Here is an 18,637-nt window from a genome sequence, read left to right on the forward strand (position 1 = left end):
GTGATTAGCTCAGCTGGGAGAGCACCTCCCTTACAAGGAGGGGGTCGGCGGTTCGATCCCGTCATCACCCACCACTTCGGGTCGTTAGCTCAGTTGGTAGAGCAGTTGACTTTTAATCAATTGGTCGCAGGTTCGAATCCTGCACGACCCACCAATGTAAAAAGGCGCCCTAAAGGCGCCTTTTTGCTATGCGAAAAATTCAACGATTCGAACCTGCAGCAGGTTCGGGTCGAACGTAGTGAGACAACGGAGCCATTTACGGCGACGACCCGAAGGGCGAGCGAAGCGAGTCATCCTGCACGACCCACCAATGTAAAAAGGCGCCCTAAAGGCGCCTTTTTGCTATGCGCAAAATTCAACGATTCGAACCTGCAGTAGGTTCGGGTCGAACGTAGTGAGACAACGGAGCCGTTTACGGCGACGACCCGAAGGGCGAGCGAAGCGAGTCATCCTGCACGACCCACCAATGTAAAAAGGGCGCTGGCGGCGCCTTTTTGCTATCTGCGATATGAAAGATTCGAATCTGCTTACCTGATGCGCTGCGCTTATCAGGCCTACAGGCAATACCGCACGCGTAGGCCGGATAAGACGTTAGTCGCCATCCGGCGCAGACATCATACCATCAACGCCGCCACCAGTTTCTCCAGCGCGGGCGTTGCCTGCTGCTGGTCATACACAATATACAAATCCGCCGGAATACGTTCCTCTAACGGACGGAACACCACACCCGGCCAGCTCATTTGCGCATAACTGTCTGCAATCAACGTAATTCCAACTCCCATACTGATCATCGCCAACACCGTTTGCGGCTCCTTCACCTCGCGAATAATCATTGGTGAAAATCCGGCGCTTTGGCAAACGCGCTGTAAAAATGCCCAGTCGGTATGAATGGAGGGCATCGTGACAAAATATTCGTTCCGCAACGCTTCCAATGGTATCGCGGCAAGTTCTGCCAGGGGATGCTCTTCTGGCATCGCCACCAGAAAAGAGGATTCGTGCAAACGTAGGCTGGTGAATCCAGGCGAAGGTTCTGTCGCCATCCGCCAAATTCCCGCATCCAGCTCACGTCGCTCCAGCATCGTCATCTGCATGGCAGGCATATTCTCGCGAAACAGCACCTCAACGTTAGGGTTATCTTTTAAAAAACGCCGCATCACTGGACGCATTTTTCCCCACATCGCCGTACCGATAACACCGAGTTCAATCCGCCCTGCGTCGCCTCGACCAATTTGCTCTACTCTCGCCAGCGCCTGATTCGCACTGGATAGCAATCGGCGCGACTCTTCCATCAAAATTTTTCCGGCATGTGTTAAGGCTACACTGCGGGAATGTCGGATAAACAGCAAAGTGCCGAGTTGTTGTTCCAGCTCTTTAATATGCGTACTGAGCGGCGGTTGCGACATATTCAGGCGAGCAGCAGCGCGTCCAAAATGCAGTTCTTCTGCGACAGCAAGAAAATAACGCAGTAACTTCAGATCGATACGGTGCGTGCGTTCCATAGATAATGCGCTCCTGAGGACAAAGGATAATGCGCAAAGTTACCACATTGCATCGCGGAAAATGAAACGGCGGGTATCAGTCCCCCGCCGCGAATGTCACGTTAATGCGCCAGCGATTTCTGCGCCAATTTTTCTGGCTCATGCTTGTATTTAAAGAACAATGCAAAGATAACCGCCAATGCCAGCGCATACGCGGCAAAGACTAACCAGATAGTCTGCCAGTCCTTAACGCCATCGACAGAGAAGTAATCTACCGCCATCCCGCTCAGGATTGAGCCAACCCAAGCGCCCACGCCATTGACCATCGTCATAAACAGCCCCTGCGCACTGGCGCGAATGTTAGAACTCACTTCCTGCTCTACAAACACCGATCCTGAAATATTGAAGAAATCAAACGCGCAACCATAGACAATCATCGACATCAGCAGCATCACAAAGCCGACCGGGGACGGATCGCCAAAGGCAAAAAAACCAAAGCGCAGCGTCCACGCCAGCATGCTCATCAGCATTACCGTTTTAATACCAAAGCGTTTGAGGAAGAACGGGATAGTCAGGATAAAGCCCACTTCCGCCATCTGTGAAACTGAAAGCAAGATAGAGGGATACTTCACCACAAAACTGTCGGCAAATTCAGGATTACGAGCAAAATCATGCAGGAACGGATTGCCAAAGACATTAGTAATTTGCAGTACCGCCCCCAACATCATCGCAAACAAAAAGAAGATTGCCATACGTGGATTTTTAAACAAGACAAAAGCATCCAGCCCAAGCTTGCTGGCAAGCGTTGTGTTCGCTTTCTTCTCGGCAACCGGAATTTTCGGCAACGTAAGCGCATACAGAGCCAGCAGCAACGATGCGCCAGAAGCGATATACAGTTGCGCACTGCTCAGTTCCAGTCCCATCAGACTCACCGTCCACATGGCCACAATAAACCCTATAGTGCCAAACACGCGAATGGGTGGAAAAGCGGTGACCGGGTCCTGACCCGATTGCGCCAGACACGAGTAGGAAACACTGTTCGATAACGCAATCGTCGGCATATATGCCATCGCGTTAACCAACATCACCCAGAACATGGTCTGCGGATCGGTAACGGTAGTGGCATATAGCAACACACCCGCGCAGACAAGATGGCAAAGCATGTAGGCGCGTTCGGCGCGTAGCCATTTATCGGCAATGATCCCCATTATGCCCGGCATGATAATCGCCGCCAACCCTTTCGAACTGTAGACCATACCCACATTCGCGCCGGTAAAATCCAGGGTATTAATCATGTAAGAACCCAGGGTAACCAGCCAGCTCCCCCAGATGAAATATTGCAAAAACGACATGAGCTTTAAGCGAGATGCGATACCCATTTTTCCGTTCCTTGCCAAAAAAGTAAGACCCCGCAAGCGGGGTCAATTTTTAATTATTCAGGCCAGTTTGCGCAAAAAGCCGCAGATCAGATTGATAAAGTTCTGCCGGGAGAGTTCCGCTGCCGCCAGCGTCTGCGCGTGAGATAATTTCACATCGCCCAAACCTTCCGCCAGGTTAGTGATAGCTGCGACCGCAACCACTTTCAGACCGCAATGGCGGGCAGAGATAACTTCAGGCACCACCGACATCCCCACGACATCGCCACCAATGATTTGCATCATGCGAATTTCTGCCGCGGTTTCAAAGTTTGGTCCCGGATAAGAGACAAATACGCCTTCGCTCAGCGGGAAACCTTCTTCTGCGGCAACGGTTTGCAGGATTGCACGATAGTCAGCATCATAGGCATTCGCCAGCGAAAAGAATCGCTCGCCAAAACGATCATCGTTAAGTCCCACCATCGGTGTACCAGGCATCGTATTGATGTGATCGCTAAGCGCAACCAGACTACCTGGCCCAACTTCAGGGCGGAGGGAGCCTGCGGCATTAGTACAAAATAACAGTTCACAACCCAGCAGCTTCAGTGTGCGAATGGCATCGGTCATCACCGTCATACCGCGCCCTTCATAAAAATGCCCGCGACCTTTCATACAGGCCACCGGTACGCCCGCCAGATTTCCCAGCACCAGTTCACCGGCATGACCGTGAACGGTGCTCACCGGGAATCCGGGAAGTTTCTCGTAAGAAATGGCCACCGCATCCTCAATTTGATCCGCCAACGCGCCCAGGCCTGAGCCAAGAATAAAAGCGACGCGTGGAGTGAAATCCGGCTTGTAGCCACGAATAATATCGGCGCTGTACCAGGGATTTTGCGAGAAAAGAGAGTGGCTCATGAGATATCCTTAATACTGAGTAATCGAAAATAACGTCGCGTACCACACTGTTATAGCGGGACTACGCAATCGATTACCAATACCGTTTATCCCGACAAGCGATAGTAAATCGGTATCGATGAGGTACGCTAAACTGGTTTGAATTCACATTATTTTTCTGCCAGAAATGGCATGGGGCGGTTTATATCTTATACAGCGGATCGCTTGCGCGACCAGCAGTTAACTCACTGGCCTGCATGCGCACCACGTCCCACAACGCCTGAGCCGCGGTAGATAAAGAACGGTTTTTACGTCGCGCCAGCATCAATTGTCGTTCAACCACCGGCGTCAGACGCTTAACCTGTAAATGGCTACCCTGCGGTAAGGGGAGCGCCAGCGCGGGCAGTACGCTGATACCAATGCCCGCCTCTACCATCGGAAACAACGTGGCCGGGTGACCAATCTCCTGAACAATATTGGCATCAATCGAAAAGTGGGCCAGCGCCGCATCGATCAGCGGTCGACTGCCGGAAGCGTAATCCTGTAGCACCAGACGCTCATGATAGAGATCCTGCCAGTTGACCCATTCCCGCTGGGCTAACGGATGATCCTGCCGACACAGTAACAGGAAAGGTTCGGACAGTACGGCTTCACACTGCAGATCGGTCACAGCACCAGGATCAATCACAATGCCAAAATCGACTTCTCCCTGGCGAATGCTTTCCAGCACCCACTGCTGTGGCCTGTCGTGCAGCACAAAATCGATCGCAGGATAAAGCTGATTACTCTGGGCAATACACTGTGGAATCAGGTGTGCGGAGATCGTCTGGCTGGCGGCAACGCGCACCGTTCCGGTTAACTGCGTCCCCACCTGGCCTGCTTCACGCAGGGTGCTGTGCAGTTCATCCAGAATACGCTCCAGTCGCGCCGCCAACTGATGCCCGGCTTCTGTCAGTACCACTTCTCGTGTTGTTCTATCTAATAATCGGACGCCCGTCTGCCCTTCCAGCTCTTTAACGCTATGGCTGACCGCCGACTGGCTTAAGCCAATGATATCCCCCGCCCGGCTAAAACTTTTAGCCTGAGCGACGGTAACAAAGATACGGAGCTGACGCAGAGAGTAATTCATCTATTCGATTCATATATGGATGCAATAAATCAATTTTATTTCTCAAACGGAAAAACGCAAAATGTTCCTACCGAATTTCAGGAGCTTTTATGAAACTATTTCGTATTCTTGATCCGTTCACGATAACGCTAATTACCGTCGTTTTACTGGCTTCCTTTTTCCCGGCCGAGGGCGGTTTTGTCCCTTTTTTTGAAGGCTTAACCACCGCCGCCATTGCCCTGCTGTTTTTTATGCACGGGGCAAAGCTGTCGCGTGAGGCCATTATTGCCGGCGGTAGCCATTGGCGTTTGCATCTGTGGGTCATGTGCAGCACTTTCGTCGTCTTCCCGGTATTGGGTGTTCTGTTCGCATGGTGGGCACCGGTTAATGTTGACCCGATGCTGTATACCGGTTTCCTGTATCTGTGTATTTTGCCGGCCACGGTGCAGTCGGCCATCGCCTTTACATCGCTGGCGGGAGGTAACGTCGCCGCCGCCGTGTGCTCCGCTTCGGCCTCCAGCCTGCTGGGTATTTTCCTTTCACCACTGCTGGTAGGCCTGGTGATGAATATGCACGGCGCGGAAGGCAGCCTGGAGCAGGTGGGGAAAATTATGCTGCAACTGCTGCTGCCATTCGTGTTGGGACATCTTTCACGTCCATGGATTGGTAACTGGGTATCACGACATAAAAAGTGGATCGCCAAAACGGACCAATCCTCCATTTTACTGGTGGTGTACTCCGCCTTTAGCGAAGCCGTGGTTAACGGGATCTGGCACAAAGTGGGAATCGGCTCACTGCTGTTTATCTGCGTGGTCAGCATCGTTCTGCTGGCCATTGTGATTGGCATAAACGTCTTTGTTGCCCGGAAATGCGGCTTCAATAAAGCCGATGAAATCACCATTGTCTTCTGCGGTTCGAAAAAGAGCCTGGCGAATGGGATCCCAATGGCAAATATTCTGTTTCCGACTTCGGTGATTGGCATGATGGTGCTGCCTTTGATGATCTTCCATCAAATTCAGCTGATGGTCTGCGCCGTGCTGGCCCGTCGCTACAAGCAACAGACGGACGCATTGCAGGCGCAGCAGAAAAGCCGCGCCGCAAAGGCTTAAAGCGGGCGTTTCAGGGGCTGCACCAGTTGCGTCAGCCCCTCAGTTTTAATCAGCAGCGTGATTTGCATCAGCTCGCCCAGTTTACCCGCCGGGAATTCATCCTTACGGGCAAACCACAGCAGATACTCTTCCGGGACATCAATCAGCCGACGCCCCTTATATTTGCCAAAGGGCATCACGGTGTTGGCGATTTCAACCAGCTGCTCTTTTTCCATCTCAGGCACCCAGTAAGCGGATCATTTCAGCTTCATCAATCACGGTAATACCCAGTTCCTGCGCTTTTGCCAGTTTCGAACCCGCCGCTTCGCCGGCAATCACCAGATCGGTTTTCTTCGACACGCTACCGGCCACTTTTGCGCCCAGTTCGGTTAATCGCGCTTTGGCGTCATCACGCGACATCAGGCTCAGGCTTCCGGTCAGCACCACCGTTTTGCCCGCGAACGGGCTGTCGATTTCCTCAGCGTTGATAACCACCGGCGCGGGCCAGTGAATGCCCTGCGCCAGCAACTGGCCTATCACCTCGCGGTTGCTCTCTTCGGCAAAGAAATTAAACACGTGCGTCGCGACCACAATGCCAACATCCGGCACTTTTTGCAGCTCTTCAACAGAGGCCGCTTCCAGCGCATCCAGAGTGCCGAAATACGCCGCCAGACCTGCGGCAGTGGCCTCGCCGACTTCACGAATGCCCAGCGCGTAGAGGAAACGGGCAAACGTCGTTTCTTTCGCTTTTTCCAGCGCATTCACCACGTTTTGCGCCGACTTTGGCCCCATCCGATCGAGTCCGGTGAGCTTGCCTGCCGTCAGGGTGAAGAGATCTGCTGGCGTATGGACATACTCTTTCTCCACCAGTTGATCGATAATTTTGTCGCCCATACCGTCAACATCGAGCGCGCGGCGGGAAACAAAGTGTTTCAACGATTCCTTACGCTGGGCGCCGCAAATCAGGCCGCCGGCACAGCGAGCGACCGCTTCGCCTTCCACACGTTCAACATCAGACCCACACACCGGACAGTGCTGTGGAAACACGATTTCACGCGTCTCTTCCGGGCGCTCGGAAAGCACCACGTTGACCACCTGCGGGATTACATCGCCCGCCCGGCGAATAACGACTTTATCGCCAATACGCAACCCCAGACGATCGATTTCATCGGCATTATGCAGAGTGGCGTTACTGACCAGAACCCCGGCAACCTGAACCGGCTCAAGGCGAGCAACGGGCGTAATCGCCCCGGTACGTCCGACCTGAAACTCAACATCGCGAACAAAGGTCATCTGCTCCTGCGCCGGAAACTTAAAGGCCACCGCCCAGCGCGGCGCGCGAGCGACAAAGCCCAGTTGCTCCTGCAACGCCATAGAGTTGACTTTAATCACCACGCCGTCGATATCGAAGCCCAACGTCGGTCGGTCTTCTTCAACCTTATGATAGTAAGCGAGTACTTCCTCCGGCGAGTCACACAGCGCTACCCTGTCGCTTACCGGCAGTCCCCACTCTTTAAATTGCAGCAGACGGCCGAGGTGAGTATCAGGCAGCGCGCCGCCTTCCAGCACACCAACGCCATAGCAGAAGAAAGTAAGCGGTCGCTTCGCCGTGATACGGGGATCAAGCTGGCGTAATGACCCGGCGGCGGCGTTGCGCGGATTAGCAAACACTTTATTGCCGGTGCGGCGGGCTTCTTCATTAATTTTTTCAAATCCGGCCTGTGGCAGGAACACTTCCCCGCGCACTTCCAGACGCGTGGGAATATTATCGCCACGCAGTTTTAACGGGATCGCGCGGATAGTGCGCACGTTAGAGGTAATATCCTCCCCCGTGGTGCCATCACCGCGCGTTGCGGCGCTGACCAGTACGCCGTTTTCATACAGGATACTGACCGCCAGGCCGTCCAGTTTCAGTTCACAGCACCAGGTCAGCTTATCGGTGCTCTTCAGTCGGTCCTGCACGCGCTTGTTGAAGGCGAGAAAACTCTCCTCATCAAACACGTTATCCAGCGACAGCATCGGCACTTCATGGCGAATCTGGCTGAACGCCGACAAAGGCGCGGCGCCAACGCGTTGGGTTGGCGAGTCGGGGGTAATAAGGTCCGGATGCTGCGCTTCCAGCTCGCGCAGTTCACGCATCAGGCGATCATATTCCGCATCGGGAATTTCCGGCGCGTCCATCACATGGTAGAGATACTCATGATGGCGAAGCGTGGTTCGCAGTTCTGTCAGTTGTTGTTCGATTGATTCCATATCGCACCATCAATGATAAAAAACCCCCGACAGGCGGGGGTTTAGCAAGGAAATGTCACGCCAGAAGAAAATCAGGCGTGAGATTCTTTAACTTCGCGGATGCGGTCCTGATATTCGCGCAGTTTCTGCGGCGTCATCATACGACGTTGATCGTCGAGCACCACACCGCCAACTTCATCAGCAATGTGCTGCGCGGACTGCAGCATCAGCTTAAAGTTTTGCAGCTCGTCCCCGTAGGACGGAACCTGCATAAAAATAGTCACGCCAGGCGTACTGAAGTCGCCCGTCATCTCCGGGTCAAAGGTACCAGGATTAACCATGTTGGCAAGACTGAACAGCGACGGACCGCTGCCATCCGGGCTCAGGTGACGATGGAAAATATTCATATCGCCAAATTTAAAACCGGCTTGCTGAATGCTGTTGAGCAGCACATCACCGTTGAGCTCGCTGCCATGGTGAGCCGCGACGTTCATAATAATGACCGCTTCTTTACGCTGCGGTTTTTCGGCAACAGGCGCTTCTTCAACGACCGGCTCAGGCTGCGGTTGGTGTTCAACGACAGGCTCTGCTGGCTGGAAGGTCTGCGGCGCAGGCTGCGGAGCCTGCTGCACGGGCTGCTGAACCTGCGGAGCAACGGGCTGATGCTGTACCGGCTGTTGTACCGGTTGCGGCTGAACAGGCTGATGTTGCACAGGCTGCTGCGGTTGAACAGGCTGAGGCGGCTGCTGAACATGCGGCGGCGGTACCGGCGCTTGTGCAGGCTGCTGCGCGGTTTGACGCGGCTGAGCAGACGCATAAGGCGGCTGGTACTGGTGTTGCGGCGACTGAGGAGGAACACCATGTTCCTGCGCGTTACCGGGAGCATGATTCACACGATGAACGCGAACTTCGCCCACGCCTTCGTCTTCCTCGACGTTGTCGTCGAACGAATCCTCGTCTTCACGTTTAGACTTCATGCGTTTCAGTGGGCGATCGCGGAATATAGAAGACCGCTCTTTACGGCTAGTCCAAAAACCATGTACCAATAAAGCGATTATGGCGATCGCGCCAACAATGATTAATATCAGACGCAAATCCTGCATCATTATATTCTCTGTTGTTCTAACACCTTGCCACCACGGCAAACATTTACTCACTAAGAGTATTTGTCGATTACGCCAAGTGCAAGTGCACTCTTGGCTTTCACGGCATAAAGATGAACAAAATTGTGCTTTTTGCTGTTTTTTCGAACATTTCCGAACAGCTTAACGCTCAACAACCCGGTAAGATACGCCAGGTTTACCAGAGCTTATATAACAAGGAGTATGTCCTGACCATGGTTTCATCATCTGCAGTTGTACCTCGCAGCGGCCTTTATTACTTTTCTCAGGGATGGAAGCTCATCTCCCAACCGGGCATTCGTCGTTTTGTTATTCTGCCTTTACTGGTGAATATCCTGTTGATGGGCGGCGCGTTCTGGTGGTTATTTAGCCAACTCGATAGCTGGATCCCTGCGCTGATGAGCCACGTACCTGACTGGCTTCAATGGCTCAGCTATTTGCTGTGGCCGATCGTTACCATTTCCGTACTGTTAGTGTTCGGCTACCTGTTCTCCACCGTCGCCAACTGGATTGCCGCACCGTTTAACGGTTTGTTGGCGGAGCAACTTGAAGCGCGCTTAACGGGCGCCACGCCGCCCGACACCGGCGTTCTCGGCATCATGAAAGACGTTCCTCGCATTATGAAACGTGAATGGCAAAAGCTGGCGTGGTATCTCCCGCGCGCCTTCGTGTTGCTGATCCTCTATTTTATTCCGGGCATTGGACAGACCGTCGCCCCGGTGCTGTGGTTCCTGTTCAGCGCGTGGATGTTGGCCATTCAGTACTGTGATTATCCGTTTGATAACCACAAGGTGCCTTTTAAGGAGATGCGCGTCGCGCTGCGCACGCGTAAGGTGACCAATATGCAGTTTGGCGCGTTGACCAGTCTGTTCACCATGATCCCGGTACTCAATCTGTTCATTATGCCGGTTGCGGTTTGTGGCGCCACGGCGATGTGGGTAGACTGCTATCGTGCTAAGCATGCGTTATGGAAGTAATGCAAAAATGTGTAAAAGCGGGCTGGCTTATGTCCGCTCTTATTCCATACTGCAAGGCATTATTTCCCATCAGCATATAGATATGCGATTTACTTACTTCCCCATACTTTCTCAACAGGTATGCTGAAGCGGTATCCCAATTTCATACAGTTAAGGACAGGCCATGAGTAAGATTTTTGAAGACAACTCGCTGACTATCGGTCATACGCCGCTGGTTCGACTGAACCGTATCGGTAACGGACGCATTCTGGCGAAGGTGGAATCACGTAACCCGAGCTTTAGCGTTAAATGCCGTATCGGTGCCAATATGATTTGGGATGCCGAAAAACGTGGGGTACTGAAACCGGGCGTTGAACTGGTAGAACCGACCAGCGGCAATACCGGCATCGCGCTGGCCTACGTAGCCGCCGCTCGTGGTTACAAACTGACGTTAACCATGCCGGAAACCATGAGCATTGAGCGCCGCAAGCTGTTAAAAGCACTGGGCGCGAATCTGGTGCTGACCGAAGGCGCAAAAGGGATGAAAGGCGCGATCCAAAAAGCGGAAGAAATTGTGGCCAGCGATCCGGAAAAATTCCTGCTGCTACAGCAGTTCAGCAACCCGGCCAACCCGGAAATCCACGAAAAAACCACCGGGCCGGAAATCTGGGAAGATACCGATGGCCAGGTTGATGTCTTTATTTCCGGCGTCGGCACCGGCGGTACGCTGACTGGCGTAACCCGTTACATTAAAGGCACCAAAGGTAAAACGGATCTGATCACCGTCGCGGTAGAACCGACCGACTCCCCTGTCATCACCCAGGCCCTGGCGGGTGAAGAACTCAAACCCGGTCCGCATAAAATTCAGGGTATCGGCGCAGGCTTCATTCCAGGAAACCTTGATCTGAAGCTTATCGATAAAGTCGTTACCATCACCAATGATGAAGCTATCTCTACCGCACGTCGCCTGATGGAAGAAGAAGGTATTCTGGCGGGTATCTCTTCCGGTGCTGCGGTTGCTGCCGCGCTCAAGCTCCAGGAAGATGAAACCTTTACCAATAAGAATATAGTGGTTATTCTACCGTCATCGGGTGAGCGTTATCTGAGCACTGCACTGTTTGCCGATCTCTTCACTGAGAAAGAACTGCAACAGTAATGCCAGCATGTTAAAAACGCGTAAAAAAGCACCCTTTTGGGTGCTTTTTTGTGGCCTGCTTCAAAGTTTCAACTCTCCTGGCATTGATTCGACCCGCCGGAACTGGTATTTAACCAAGCTAATTATTTTGATGCGCGAAATTAATCGTTACAGGAAAAGCGCTAGCTGAATCGATTTTATGATTTGGTTCAACTCTTCCTTTCGCTGCATAATGTTTAATGACGAACGAAACGTCAGCGGCAAGAAGTTGCCAACAACGGATTGTACCGAACTCCTTTTGTGTCGCGTCCAGTTTACGCCGATGCTAACAATACAGGCTAAAGTTGAACCGCCAGGCTAGACTTTAGTTCCACAACACTAAACCTATAAGTTGGGGAAATATAATGTTCCAGCAAGAAGTTACCATTACCGCTCCGAACGGTCTGCATACTCGCCCTGCTGCTCAGTTTGTTAAAGAAGCAAAAGGTTTTACTTCTGAAATTACTGTGACTTCCAACGGCAAAAGCGCTAGCGCCAAAAGCCTGTTTAAACTGCAGACTCTGGGCCTGACTCAGGGTACCGTTGTCACCCTGTCCGCAGAAGGTGAAGACGAGCAGAAAGCAGTTGAGCATCTGGTAAAACTGATGGCTGAACTCGAGTAAGTTCAACGAGTTCTTTTAAATATCAGTCACAAGTAAGGTAGGGTTATGATTTCAGGCATTTTAGCATCCCCGGGTATCGCTTTCGGCAAAGCATTGCTGCTGAAAGAAGACGAAATCGTCATTGACCGGAAAAAAATTTCTGCCGACAAGGTTGATCAGGAAGTTGAACGTTTTCTGAGCGGTCGTGCCAAGGCATCTGCGCAACTGGAAGCGATCAAAACCAAAGCTGGTGAAACGTTCGGTGAAGAAAAAGAAGCCATCTTTGAAGGGCATATCATGCTGCTCGAAGATGAGGAGCTGGAGCAGGAAATCATAGCCCTGATTAAAGATAAGCACATGACGGCTGATGCAGCTGCGCATGAAGTTATCGAAGGTCAGGCCACAGCCCTGGAAGAGCTGGATGATGAATACCTGAAAGAGCGTGCGGCTGACGTACGTGACATCGGTAAACGCCTGCTGCGTAACATTCTGGGTCTGGCGATCATTGACCTGAGCGCGATTCAGGAAGAAGTTATCCTGGTTGCCGCAGACCTGACCCCGTCAGAAACCGCACAGCTGAACCTGAACAAGGTGCTGGGTTTCATCACTGACGCGGGTGGACGTACTTCCCACACCTCCATCATGGCGCGTTCTCTGGAACTGCCTGCCATCGTCGGTACGGGTAGCGTCACCTCTCAGGTGAAAAACGACGATTATCTGATTCTGGATGCCGTAAACAACCAGGTTTACGTCAATCCGACCAACGACGTTATCGAGCAACTGCGTGCCGTTCAGGAGCAGGTAGCGACCGAGAAAGCGGAACTCGCAAAACTGAAAGATCTGCCGGCTATCACGCTGGACGGACATCAGGTTGAAGTTTGCGCCAACATCGGTACCGTGCGTGACGTTGAAGGCGCTGAGCGTAACGGCGCTGAAGGTGTTGGTCTGTACCGCACCGAATTCCTGTTCATGGACCGTGAATCGCTGCCGACTGAAGAAGAACAGTTCGCTGCGTATAAAGCCGTGGCTGAAGCCTGTGGCTCTCAGGCGGTCATCGTCCGTACCATGGACATCGGCGGCGATAAAGAGCTGCCGTACATGAACTTCCCGAAAGAAGAGAACCCGTTCCTGGGCTGGCGCGCCGTACGTATCGCCATGGATCGTAAAGAGATCCTGCGTGACCAGGTTCGCGCTATCCTGCGTGCCTCTGCTTTCGGTAAACTGCGCATCATGTTCCCGATGATCATCTCTGTTGAAGAAGTGCGTGCACTGCGCAAAGAGATCGAAATCTACAAACAGGAACTGCGCGACGAAGGTAAAGCTTTTGACGAAAGCATTGAGATTGGCGTGATGGTGGAAACACCGGCTGCGGCAACAATTGCGCGTCATTTAGCCAAAGAAGTTGATTTCTTTAGTATCGGCACCAATGATTTAACGCAGTACACCCTGGCAGTTGACCGTGGTAATGATATGATTTCACACCTTTACCAACCGATGTCGCCATCTGTGCTGACGCTGATCAAGCAAGTTATTGATGCTTCTCATGCTGAAGGCAAATGGACTGGCATGTGTGGTGAGCTTGCAGGCGACGAACGTGCTACACTTCTGTTGCTGGGGATGGGTCTGGACGAATTCTCTATGAGCGCCATTTCTATCCCGCGCATTAAGAAGATTATCCGTAACACGAACTTCGAAGATGCGAAGGTGTTAGCAGAGCAGGCTCTTGCTCAACCGACAACGGACGAGTTAATGACGCTGGTTAACAAGTTCATTGAAGAAAAAACAATCTGCTAATCCACGAGATGCGGCCCAATTTACTGCTTAGGAGAAGATCATGGGTTTGTTCGATAAACTGAAATCTCTGGTTTCTGATGATAAGAAAGACACCGGAACTATTGAGATTGTTGCTCCGCTCTCTGGCGAGATCGTCAACATCGAAGACGTGCCGGATGTAGTTTTTGCTGAAAAAATCGTTGGTGATGGCATCGCTATCAAACCAACCGGTAATAAAATGGTCGCCCCTGTTGATGGCACCATCGGCAAAATCTTTGAAACCAACCACGCTTTCTCTATCGAATCCGACAGCGGCATTGAGCTGTTTGTTCACTTCGGTATTGATACCGTTGAACTGAAAGGCGAAGGCTTCAAGCGTATCGCTGAAGAAGGTCAGCGCGTTAAAGTGGGCGACCCGGTTATTGAATTCGATCTGCCGCTGCTGGAAGAAAAAGCCAAGTCGACCCTGACTCCGGTTGTTATCTCCAACATGGACGAAATCAAAGAACTGATCAAACTGTCCGGTAGCGTGACCGTGGGTGAAACTCCGGTAATCCGCATCAAGAAGTAATTCTTGCCGCAGAGAAGAATGGCGCCAGATGGCGCCATTTTTTTATCTAACGGATGGCGGCGTTAAATTTGTGAGGTCATCGGCCGGTAACACGCCTCGCGCATCAGGATTTTCATCCCTTCCGGTCCGCTTTCCAGCATCCGCCTTTCGGAATCAGACACCAGCAGTTCACAATCATACCCACCCGCAATACCAAACATCGCCCGCGCTACACAAATGTCTTCCAGCGCCTCTGTGCCGCTGGTATCAAAATGCCCGACTAAACGTCCATGCTGACGAACCACCAGCCGATAACTTTTCATCGCGCCTCCCCTGCCGGTGGCAGAATTAATTCATCACAACCGCACTGATGCGTCCAGCTCATGACGTCCAGCACGCGCTGCGCGGCATCGTATGCCGCCGTAGTCAGCGCTTTCCCCAGCACAATGCCGCTCACCAGTTCAGCACAGAACAGATCGCCGGTGCCTTTTAAATCCGTCTTCACCCGCGGGTGAGCGAACACCTCAACCGTTTCAGCCGTCACTACCGCCACATTAATATTCTCTTCGCTATCGCCCGGCGCGCTGGTGATCACCACCCATTTCAGCGTGTCGCTAAGCAGAGATTTAGCCGCTGCGATTGCTTCATCAAGCGTACGACACGGCTTTCCGCTCAGCATTTGCAGCTCGAATACGTTCGGCGTCAGCCCCTGCGCCAGCGGCAGCAGATGCTGACGATAAGCCTCCGGGATTTCTGCTTTAACATACATACCGCTATCCGTATCGCCAATCACGGGGTCAACCAAAATGCACAGGTCCGGATGCGAGGCCCGAACGGTTTCCAGCCACTGTGCCAGCAAGGCGATTTGCTCCGCGCTGCCCATGTACCCTGTCGTCACCGCCTTTAGCTCGCGTAAGGCATCACGTTCGCTTAAGGCGCGCAGATAGCCGCTAAACCAGTCGGGCGGAATAACGCCGCCGTAAAAGGTTTCATAATGCGGGGTGTTACTGAACAGTACCGTGGGTACTGCCGTCACGCGTAATCCCTGCGCTTTAATGGCCGGCACAGCGATGCTGTTGCCTACGCTGCCATATACCACCTGTGACTGGACGGCGACGATATCGGTCTGTAATGCCCGATGTTTGTCGTCGAAGAGCACTGACTGAATATCACTCTCCTGCTCCATTAATTTCTCCTCTCGCTGGACAGCGCGCTTACGCCTCATTATTATCGTCATATGCTAAAATTCATTTTGTCATAGGTCAATAATGATCGACGGAAAAACCGCTAACGAAATTTTTGACAGTATCCGTCAACATGTCGCTACAGGCACACTGGTCGCGGGAGAAACGTTGCCGCCAGTGCGGGAACTGGCAACGGAATTAAACGTGAACCGCAATACTGTCGCGGCGGCTTACAAACGTCTGGTCACCTCCGGGTTGGCACAGAGTCTGGGACGCAACGGCACCGTGATTAAGGGGATTACTGCCCCCGTTGCGCTGGAAGGTGGGAACCCAGATACCCCACTAATCGATCTTTCCGGCGGTAACCCAGCCCCCTCACGGCTTCCTGACCTGAGTAGTTATTTCGCGAAGATAAATAAGAATCCGCGCTTGTACGGCGATGCCGCTGTATCACTTGGACTTAAGGTATGGGCATCACAATGGATGCAAAATGCCATGCCCGGCGAAGGTGAAATTGATATCACCAGCGGCGCCATTGACGCTATCGAGCGGCTGCTGTGCGCCCATTTGCTGCCCGGCGATAGCGTGGTTGTAGAAGACCCGTGCTTTTTAAGCAGCATCAACATGCTGCGTTATGCCGGATTCTCCGCCAGTCCAGCCAACGTTGATCGCGAAGGCATGGTGCCGGACCAACTGGAACTCGCACTACAGAAAGGCGCGCGGGCGGTGATTCTGACGCCGCGCGCGCATAACCCGACAGGATGCAGTCTGAGCGCATCCCGCGCGGCGCAATTGCAGGAAATCCTGGCCCGCTATCCGCAGACGCTGGTGATTGTCGACGACCACTTTGCGCTGCTGTCCGCTTGCCGCTGGTATCCGGTGATTGCGCAGGAAACCACGCACTGGGCGATAGTCCGTTCGATGTCGAAAACTTTAGGCCCGGATTTACGCCTGGCTATCGTAGCCAGCGATCCCGTCACTTCCGGGAAACTGCGTTTACGGCTCAACTCCGGCAGTCAGTGGGTCAGCCATCTGCTGCAGGATTTAGCCTGCGCCTGCCTGAGTGACGAGACATATCAACACACGCTGGCGCAAACGCAGCAGTTTTACGCCATCCAGCAGCAAAAGCTGAATTCAGCTCTGCGCCAATATGGTATTGAACTGCCCGTCGGGGATGGTCTGAATCTGTGGTTACCGCTGGCAGATCACAGTCAGGCGATCGCATTTGCGCTGGCAAAGTCCGGCTGGCTGGTACGCGAAGGCGAAGTGTTCGGCGTCAATACGCCTGCACATGGTTTACGCATTACGCTGTCAACATTAGAAGACAGCGACATTGATAAGCTGGCGGCTGATATTCATCAGGCGCTCAAGCGCTAACAGGAGAGAAAAAGTGCGAGTTCATTTTGTTATTCATGAGTCTTTTGAATCTGCTGGCGCGTACCTGCCGTGGGCCGAATCGCGCGGCTATACCATCACCTGGTCACGCGTATACGCTGGAGAAACGGTTCCCGCCAATGCCGAGGGTTTCGATATGCTCGTCGTCTTTGGCGGCCCGCAGTCGCCCCGCACTACGCAGGCAGAGTGCCCATACTTTGACGCTCAGGCCGAGCAGCATCTGATCAACCAGGCGATTACGGCACGAAAAATCGTGGTGGGGATCTGTTTGGGCTCGCAGTTAATTGGCGAAGCGCTGGGCGCGAAGGTGTGTCAAAGCCCGGAAAAAGAGATTGGCCACTATCCAATCACCCTTACCGAATCAGGCCAACAGCACCCGTTATTCAGCCATTTCGGCTCACCGCTTATCGTCGGTCACTGGCACAACGACATGCCAGGGTTAACCGACCAGGCGATAATTCTGGCCGCAAGCGAGGGCTGCCCGCGACAAATCGTGCAATACGGTAATTTCGTCTATGGTTTCCAGTGCCATATGGAGTTCACAGCTGACGCGATTGAAGGATTAATTCAGCACTCAGAGCAAGAGCTGGCCGAAGCTGAAGGGAAACGCTTCATCCGCCCGGTTGAAGAGATGCGCGCCTGGGACTACCAGCAGATGAATGAGAAGCTGTGGCAATTCCTGGATAAGCTGGTGCAAAAACGTAACGAGTAATCATCCCTGGCCGGATAAAACATTATCCGGCCATCGTGCCAGGCAGTTACCTGATGGCGCTACGCTTATCAGGCCAACAAGTTAAATTCCCAGCCCCTGATTAAAGTGCTCTTCACCAAAGACGCCGGTCGAAAGGTAGCGATCGCCGCGATCGCAGATGATCGCCACAACTACCGCGCCGGGCGTGGCACGTGCGACGCGTAACGCGCCCGCCACCGCGCCGCCAGAACTGACACCGCAGAAAATCCCTTCACGCACGGCCAGTTCACGCATGGTGTTTTCGGCATCATTCTGGTGAATATCCAGCACCTCATCCACCAGCGAGGCGTTAAAAATACCCGGCATATATTCCGCAGGCCAGCGGCGAATTCCCGGAATACTGCTGCCCTCTTCCGGCTGCAGGCCAACGATAGTGACCGCTTTTTCCTGCTCACGCAGAAAACGCGACACGCCGGTAATGGTACCGGTCGTCCCCATACTGGAGACAAAATGCGTGATGCGACCTGACGTCTGCTGCCAGATTTCGGGTCCGGTGGTGGTGTAGTGCGCATACGGGTTATCGGGATTATTAAACTGATCGAGCAGTTTACCTTCTCCGCGCTCAGACATAGCGAGGGCTAAATCGCGCGCTCCCTCCATCCCCTGCTCTTTAGTGACCAGAATCAGCTCCGCGCCATAGGCACGCATTGCCGCCCGGCGTTCCTGGCTCATGTTGTCCGGCATCAGCAGCTTCATGCGGTAGCCCTTCAGCGCGGCGATCATCGCCAGCGCGATGCCAGTATTGCCGCTGGTGGCCTCAATCAATACGTCACCCGGCTTAATTTCCCCACGCTTTTCCGCTTCAACAATCATCGACAGCGCCGCCCGGTCTTTCACCGAACCCGCAGGATTATTCCCTTCCAGCTTGACCCAAATTTCGCTGCCGTTATCCGGCGCCAGGCGTTGTAATTTCACCAGAGGCGTATTGCCAATTGTTTGTTCTAATGTGTTCACGTTTTCAGCTCGTAAAAAAGCC

General features: G+C 53.0%; 18 protein-coding genes, 1 tRNA gene and 2 other RNA genes. 11 read left to right on the top strand and 10 right to left on the bottom strand.

The features are described 5' to 3' along the window. The first annotated feature begins 78 nt into the window (after positions 1-78). From KQJ18_RS09995 to KQJ18_RS10005, 3 genes are all read left to right on the top strand, one after another. Positions 79-154: transfer RNA gene (locus KQJ18_RS09995), tRNA-Lys, on the top strand. Between the two features lie 22 nt (positions 155-176). Further along, a non-coding RNA gene (locus KQJ18_RS10000) (RtT sRNA) lies at positions 177-310 on the top strand. Between the two features lie 22 nt (positions 311-332). Then, positions 333-466: non-coding RNA, RtT sRNA (locus KQJ18_RS10005), on the top strand. A gap of 148 nt (positions 467-614) precedes the next feature. On the opposite strand, the gene KQJ18_RS10010 is transcribed toward KQJ18_RS10005, so the two are convergent. The 4 genes from KQJ18_RS10010 to KQJ18_RS10025 all read right to left on the bottom strand — a co-directional run bounded on the left by KQJ18_RS10010 (position 615) and on the right by KQJ18_RS10025 (position 4,856). Further along, positions 615-1,499, bottom strand: coding sequence for a LysR family transcriptional regulator (locus KQJ18_RS10010; RefSeq protein ID WP_204527521.1), 885 nt, complete (start codon positions 1,497-1,499; stop codon positions 615-617). 101 nt (positions 1,500-1,600) lie between these two features. Then, positions 1,601-2,857, bottom strand: coding sequence for a nucleoside permease (locus KQJ18_RS10015; RefSeq protein WP_087856970.1), 1,257 nt, complete (start codon positions 2,855-2,857; stop codon positions 1,601-1,603). A gap of 57 nt (positions 2,858-2,914) precedes the next feature. Then, complete coding sequence (xapA, locus tag KQJ18_RS10020) at positions 2,915-3,748, bottom strand: xanthosine phosphorylase (protein ID WP_087856971.1); 834 nt, start codon at positions 3,746-3,748, stop codon at positions 2,915-2,917. Positions 3,749-3,929: 181 nt separating this feature from the next. After that, positions 3,930-4,856, bottom strand: a complete 927-nt coding sequence (locus KQJ18_RS10025; RefSeq protein ID WP_069324504.1) for a LysR family transcriptional regulator — start codon at positions 4,854-4,856, stop codon at positions 3,930-3,932. A gap of 89 nt (positions 4,857-4,945) precedes the next feature. On the opposite strand from KQJ18_RS10025, the gene KQJ18_RS10030 reads away from it, so the two are divergent. Further along, positions 4,946-5,944: a bile acid:sodium symporter family protein gene (locus KQJ18_RS10030; protein WP_087856973.1), complete on the top strand. Its 999-nt coding sequence runs from the start codon at positions 4,946-4,948 to the stop codon at positions 5,942-5,944. Here KQJ18_RS10030 and KQJ18_RS10035 read toward each other — a convergent pair. The 3 genes from KQJ18_RS10035 to zipA all read right to left on the bottom strand — a co-directional run bounded on the left by KQJ18_RS10035 (position 5,941) and on the right by zipA (position 9,261). Further along, on the bottom strand, positions 5,941-6,159 hold the full coding sequence (locus KQJ18_RS10035) for a DUF3820 family protein (RefSeq protein WP_032944144.1): 219 nt from the start codon (positions 6,157-6,159) through the stop codon (positions 5,941-5,943). The two genes, KQJ18_RS10030 and KQJ18_RS10035, sit on opposite strands and share 4 nt — an antisense overlap. 1 nt (position 6,160) lies before the next feature. Beyond that, positions 6,161-8,176, bottom strand: a complete 2,016-nt coding sequence (gene ligA, locus KQJ18_RS10040) for an NAD-dependent DNA ligase LigA (protein WP_216421901.1) — start codon at positions 8,174-8,176, stop codon at positions 6,161-6,163. A gap of 71 nt (positions 8,177-8,247) precedes the next feature. Beyond that, positions 8,248-9,261 (bottom strand): cell division protein ZipA, encoded by a 1,014-nt coding sequence (gene zipA / locus KQJ18_RS10045; protein WP_087856974.1) that lies wholly within the window; start codon positions 9,259-9,261, stop codon positions 8,248-8,250. Between the two features lie 230 nt (positions 9,262-9,491). Here zipA and cysZ point away from each other — a divergent pair, with 230 nt between their 5' ends. The 5 genes from cysZ (at position 9,492) to crr (ending at position 14,352) form a co-directional block, all read left to right on the top strand. Further along, a complete protein-coding gene (cysZ, locus tag KQJ18_RS10050; protein WP_069324501.1) occupies positions 9,492-10,253 on the top strand; it encodes a sulfate transporter CysZ in 762 nt (253 codons plus the stop codon). Between the two features lie 163 nt (positions 10,254-10,416). Further along, on the top strand, positions 10,417-11,388 hold the full coding sequence (gene cysK, locus KQJ18_RS10055) for a cysteine synthase A (protein ID WP_038642476.1): 972 nt from the start codon (positions 10,417-10,419) through the stop codon (positions 11,386-11,388). Between the two features lie 383 nt (positions 11,389-11,771). After that, positions 11,772-12,029, top strand: coding sequence for a phosphocarrier protein Hpr (gene ptsH, locus KQJ18_RS10060; RefSeq protein ID WP_002913505.1), 258 nt, complete (start codon positions 11,772-11,774; stop codon positions 12,027-12,029). Positions 12,030-12,074: 45 nt separating this feature from the next. Further along, positions 12,075-13,802 carry a phosphoenolpyruvate-protein phosphotransferase PtsI gene (gene ptsI / locus KQJ18_RS10065; protein ID WP_003038080.1) on the top strand — a complete coding sequence of 576 codons (1,728 nt, stop codon included), beginning with the start codon at positions 12,075-12,077 and terminating at the stop codon, positions 13,800-13,802. A 40-nt stretch (positions 13,803-13,842) separates the two neighbouring features. Continuing rightward, positions 13,843-14,352 carry a PTS glucose transporter subunit IIA gene (crr, locus tag KQJ18_RS10070; protein WP_000522253.1) on the top strand — a complete coding sequence of 170 codons (510 nt, stop codon included), beginning with the start codon at positions 13,843-13,845 and terminating at the stop codon, positions 14,350-14,352. A gap of 62 nt (positions 14,353-14,414) precedes the next feature. On the opposite strand, the gene KQJ18_RS10075 is transcribed toward crr, so the two are convergent. Next, complete coding sequence (locus tag KQJ18_RS10075; RefSeq protein WP_038642483.1) at positions 14,415-14,654, bottom strand: hypothetical protein; 240 nt, start codon at positions 14,652-14,654, stop codon at positions 14,415-14,417. Further along, entirely contained in the window at positions 14,651-15,517 is an 867-nt protein-coding gene (gene pdxK / locus KQJ18_RS10080; protein WP_121529374.1) for a pyridoxine/pyridoxal/pyridoxamine kinase, read from the bottom strand. Before pdxK ends, KQJ18_RS10075 begins: the two co-directional genes overlap by 4 nt. A gap of 82 nt (positions 15,518-15,599) precedes the next feature. Between pdxK and ptsJ the strand changes: the two genes are divergently transcribed. Together ptsJ and KQJ18_RS10090 are read left to right on the top strand one after the other, a co-directional pair. Then, complete coding sequence (ptsJ, locus tag KQJ18_RS10085; RefSeq protein ID WP_216421902.1) at positions 15,600-16,892, top strand: transcriptional regulator PtsJ; 1,293 nt, start codon at positions 15,600-15,602, stop codon at positions 16,890-16,892. 13 nt (positions 16,893-16,905) lie between these two features. Continuing rightward, positions 16,906-17,622: a type 1 glutamine amidotransferase gene (locus KQJ18_RS10090; RefSeq protein WP_216421904.1), complete on the top strand. Its 717-nt coding sequence runs from the start codon at positions 16,906-16,908 to the stop codon at positions 17,620-17,622. Between the two features lie 81 nt (positions 17,623-17,703). On the opposite strand, the gene cysM is transcribed toward KQJ18_RS10090, so the two are convergent. After that, the gene (gene cysM, locus KQJ18_RS10095; RefSeq protein WP_038642491.1) at positions 17,704-18,615 is read right to left on the bottom strand and encodes a cysteine synthase CysM; all 912 of its coding nucleotides are present in this window, start codon (positions 18,613-18,615) and stop codon (positions 17,704-17,706) included. Positions 18,616-18,637: the final 22 nt, after the last annotated feature.

The organism is Citrobacter sp. S55_ASV_140 (assembly GCF_018919505.1).
Lineage (GTDB): Bacteria > Pseudomonadota > Gammaproteobacteria > Enterobacterales > Enterobacteriaceae > Citrobacter > Citrobacter werkmanii.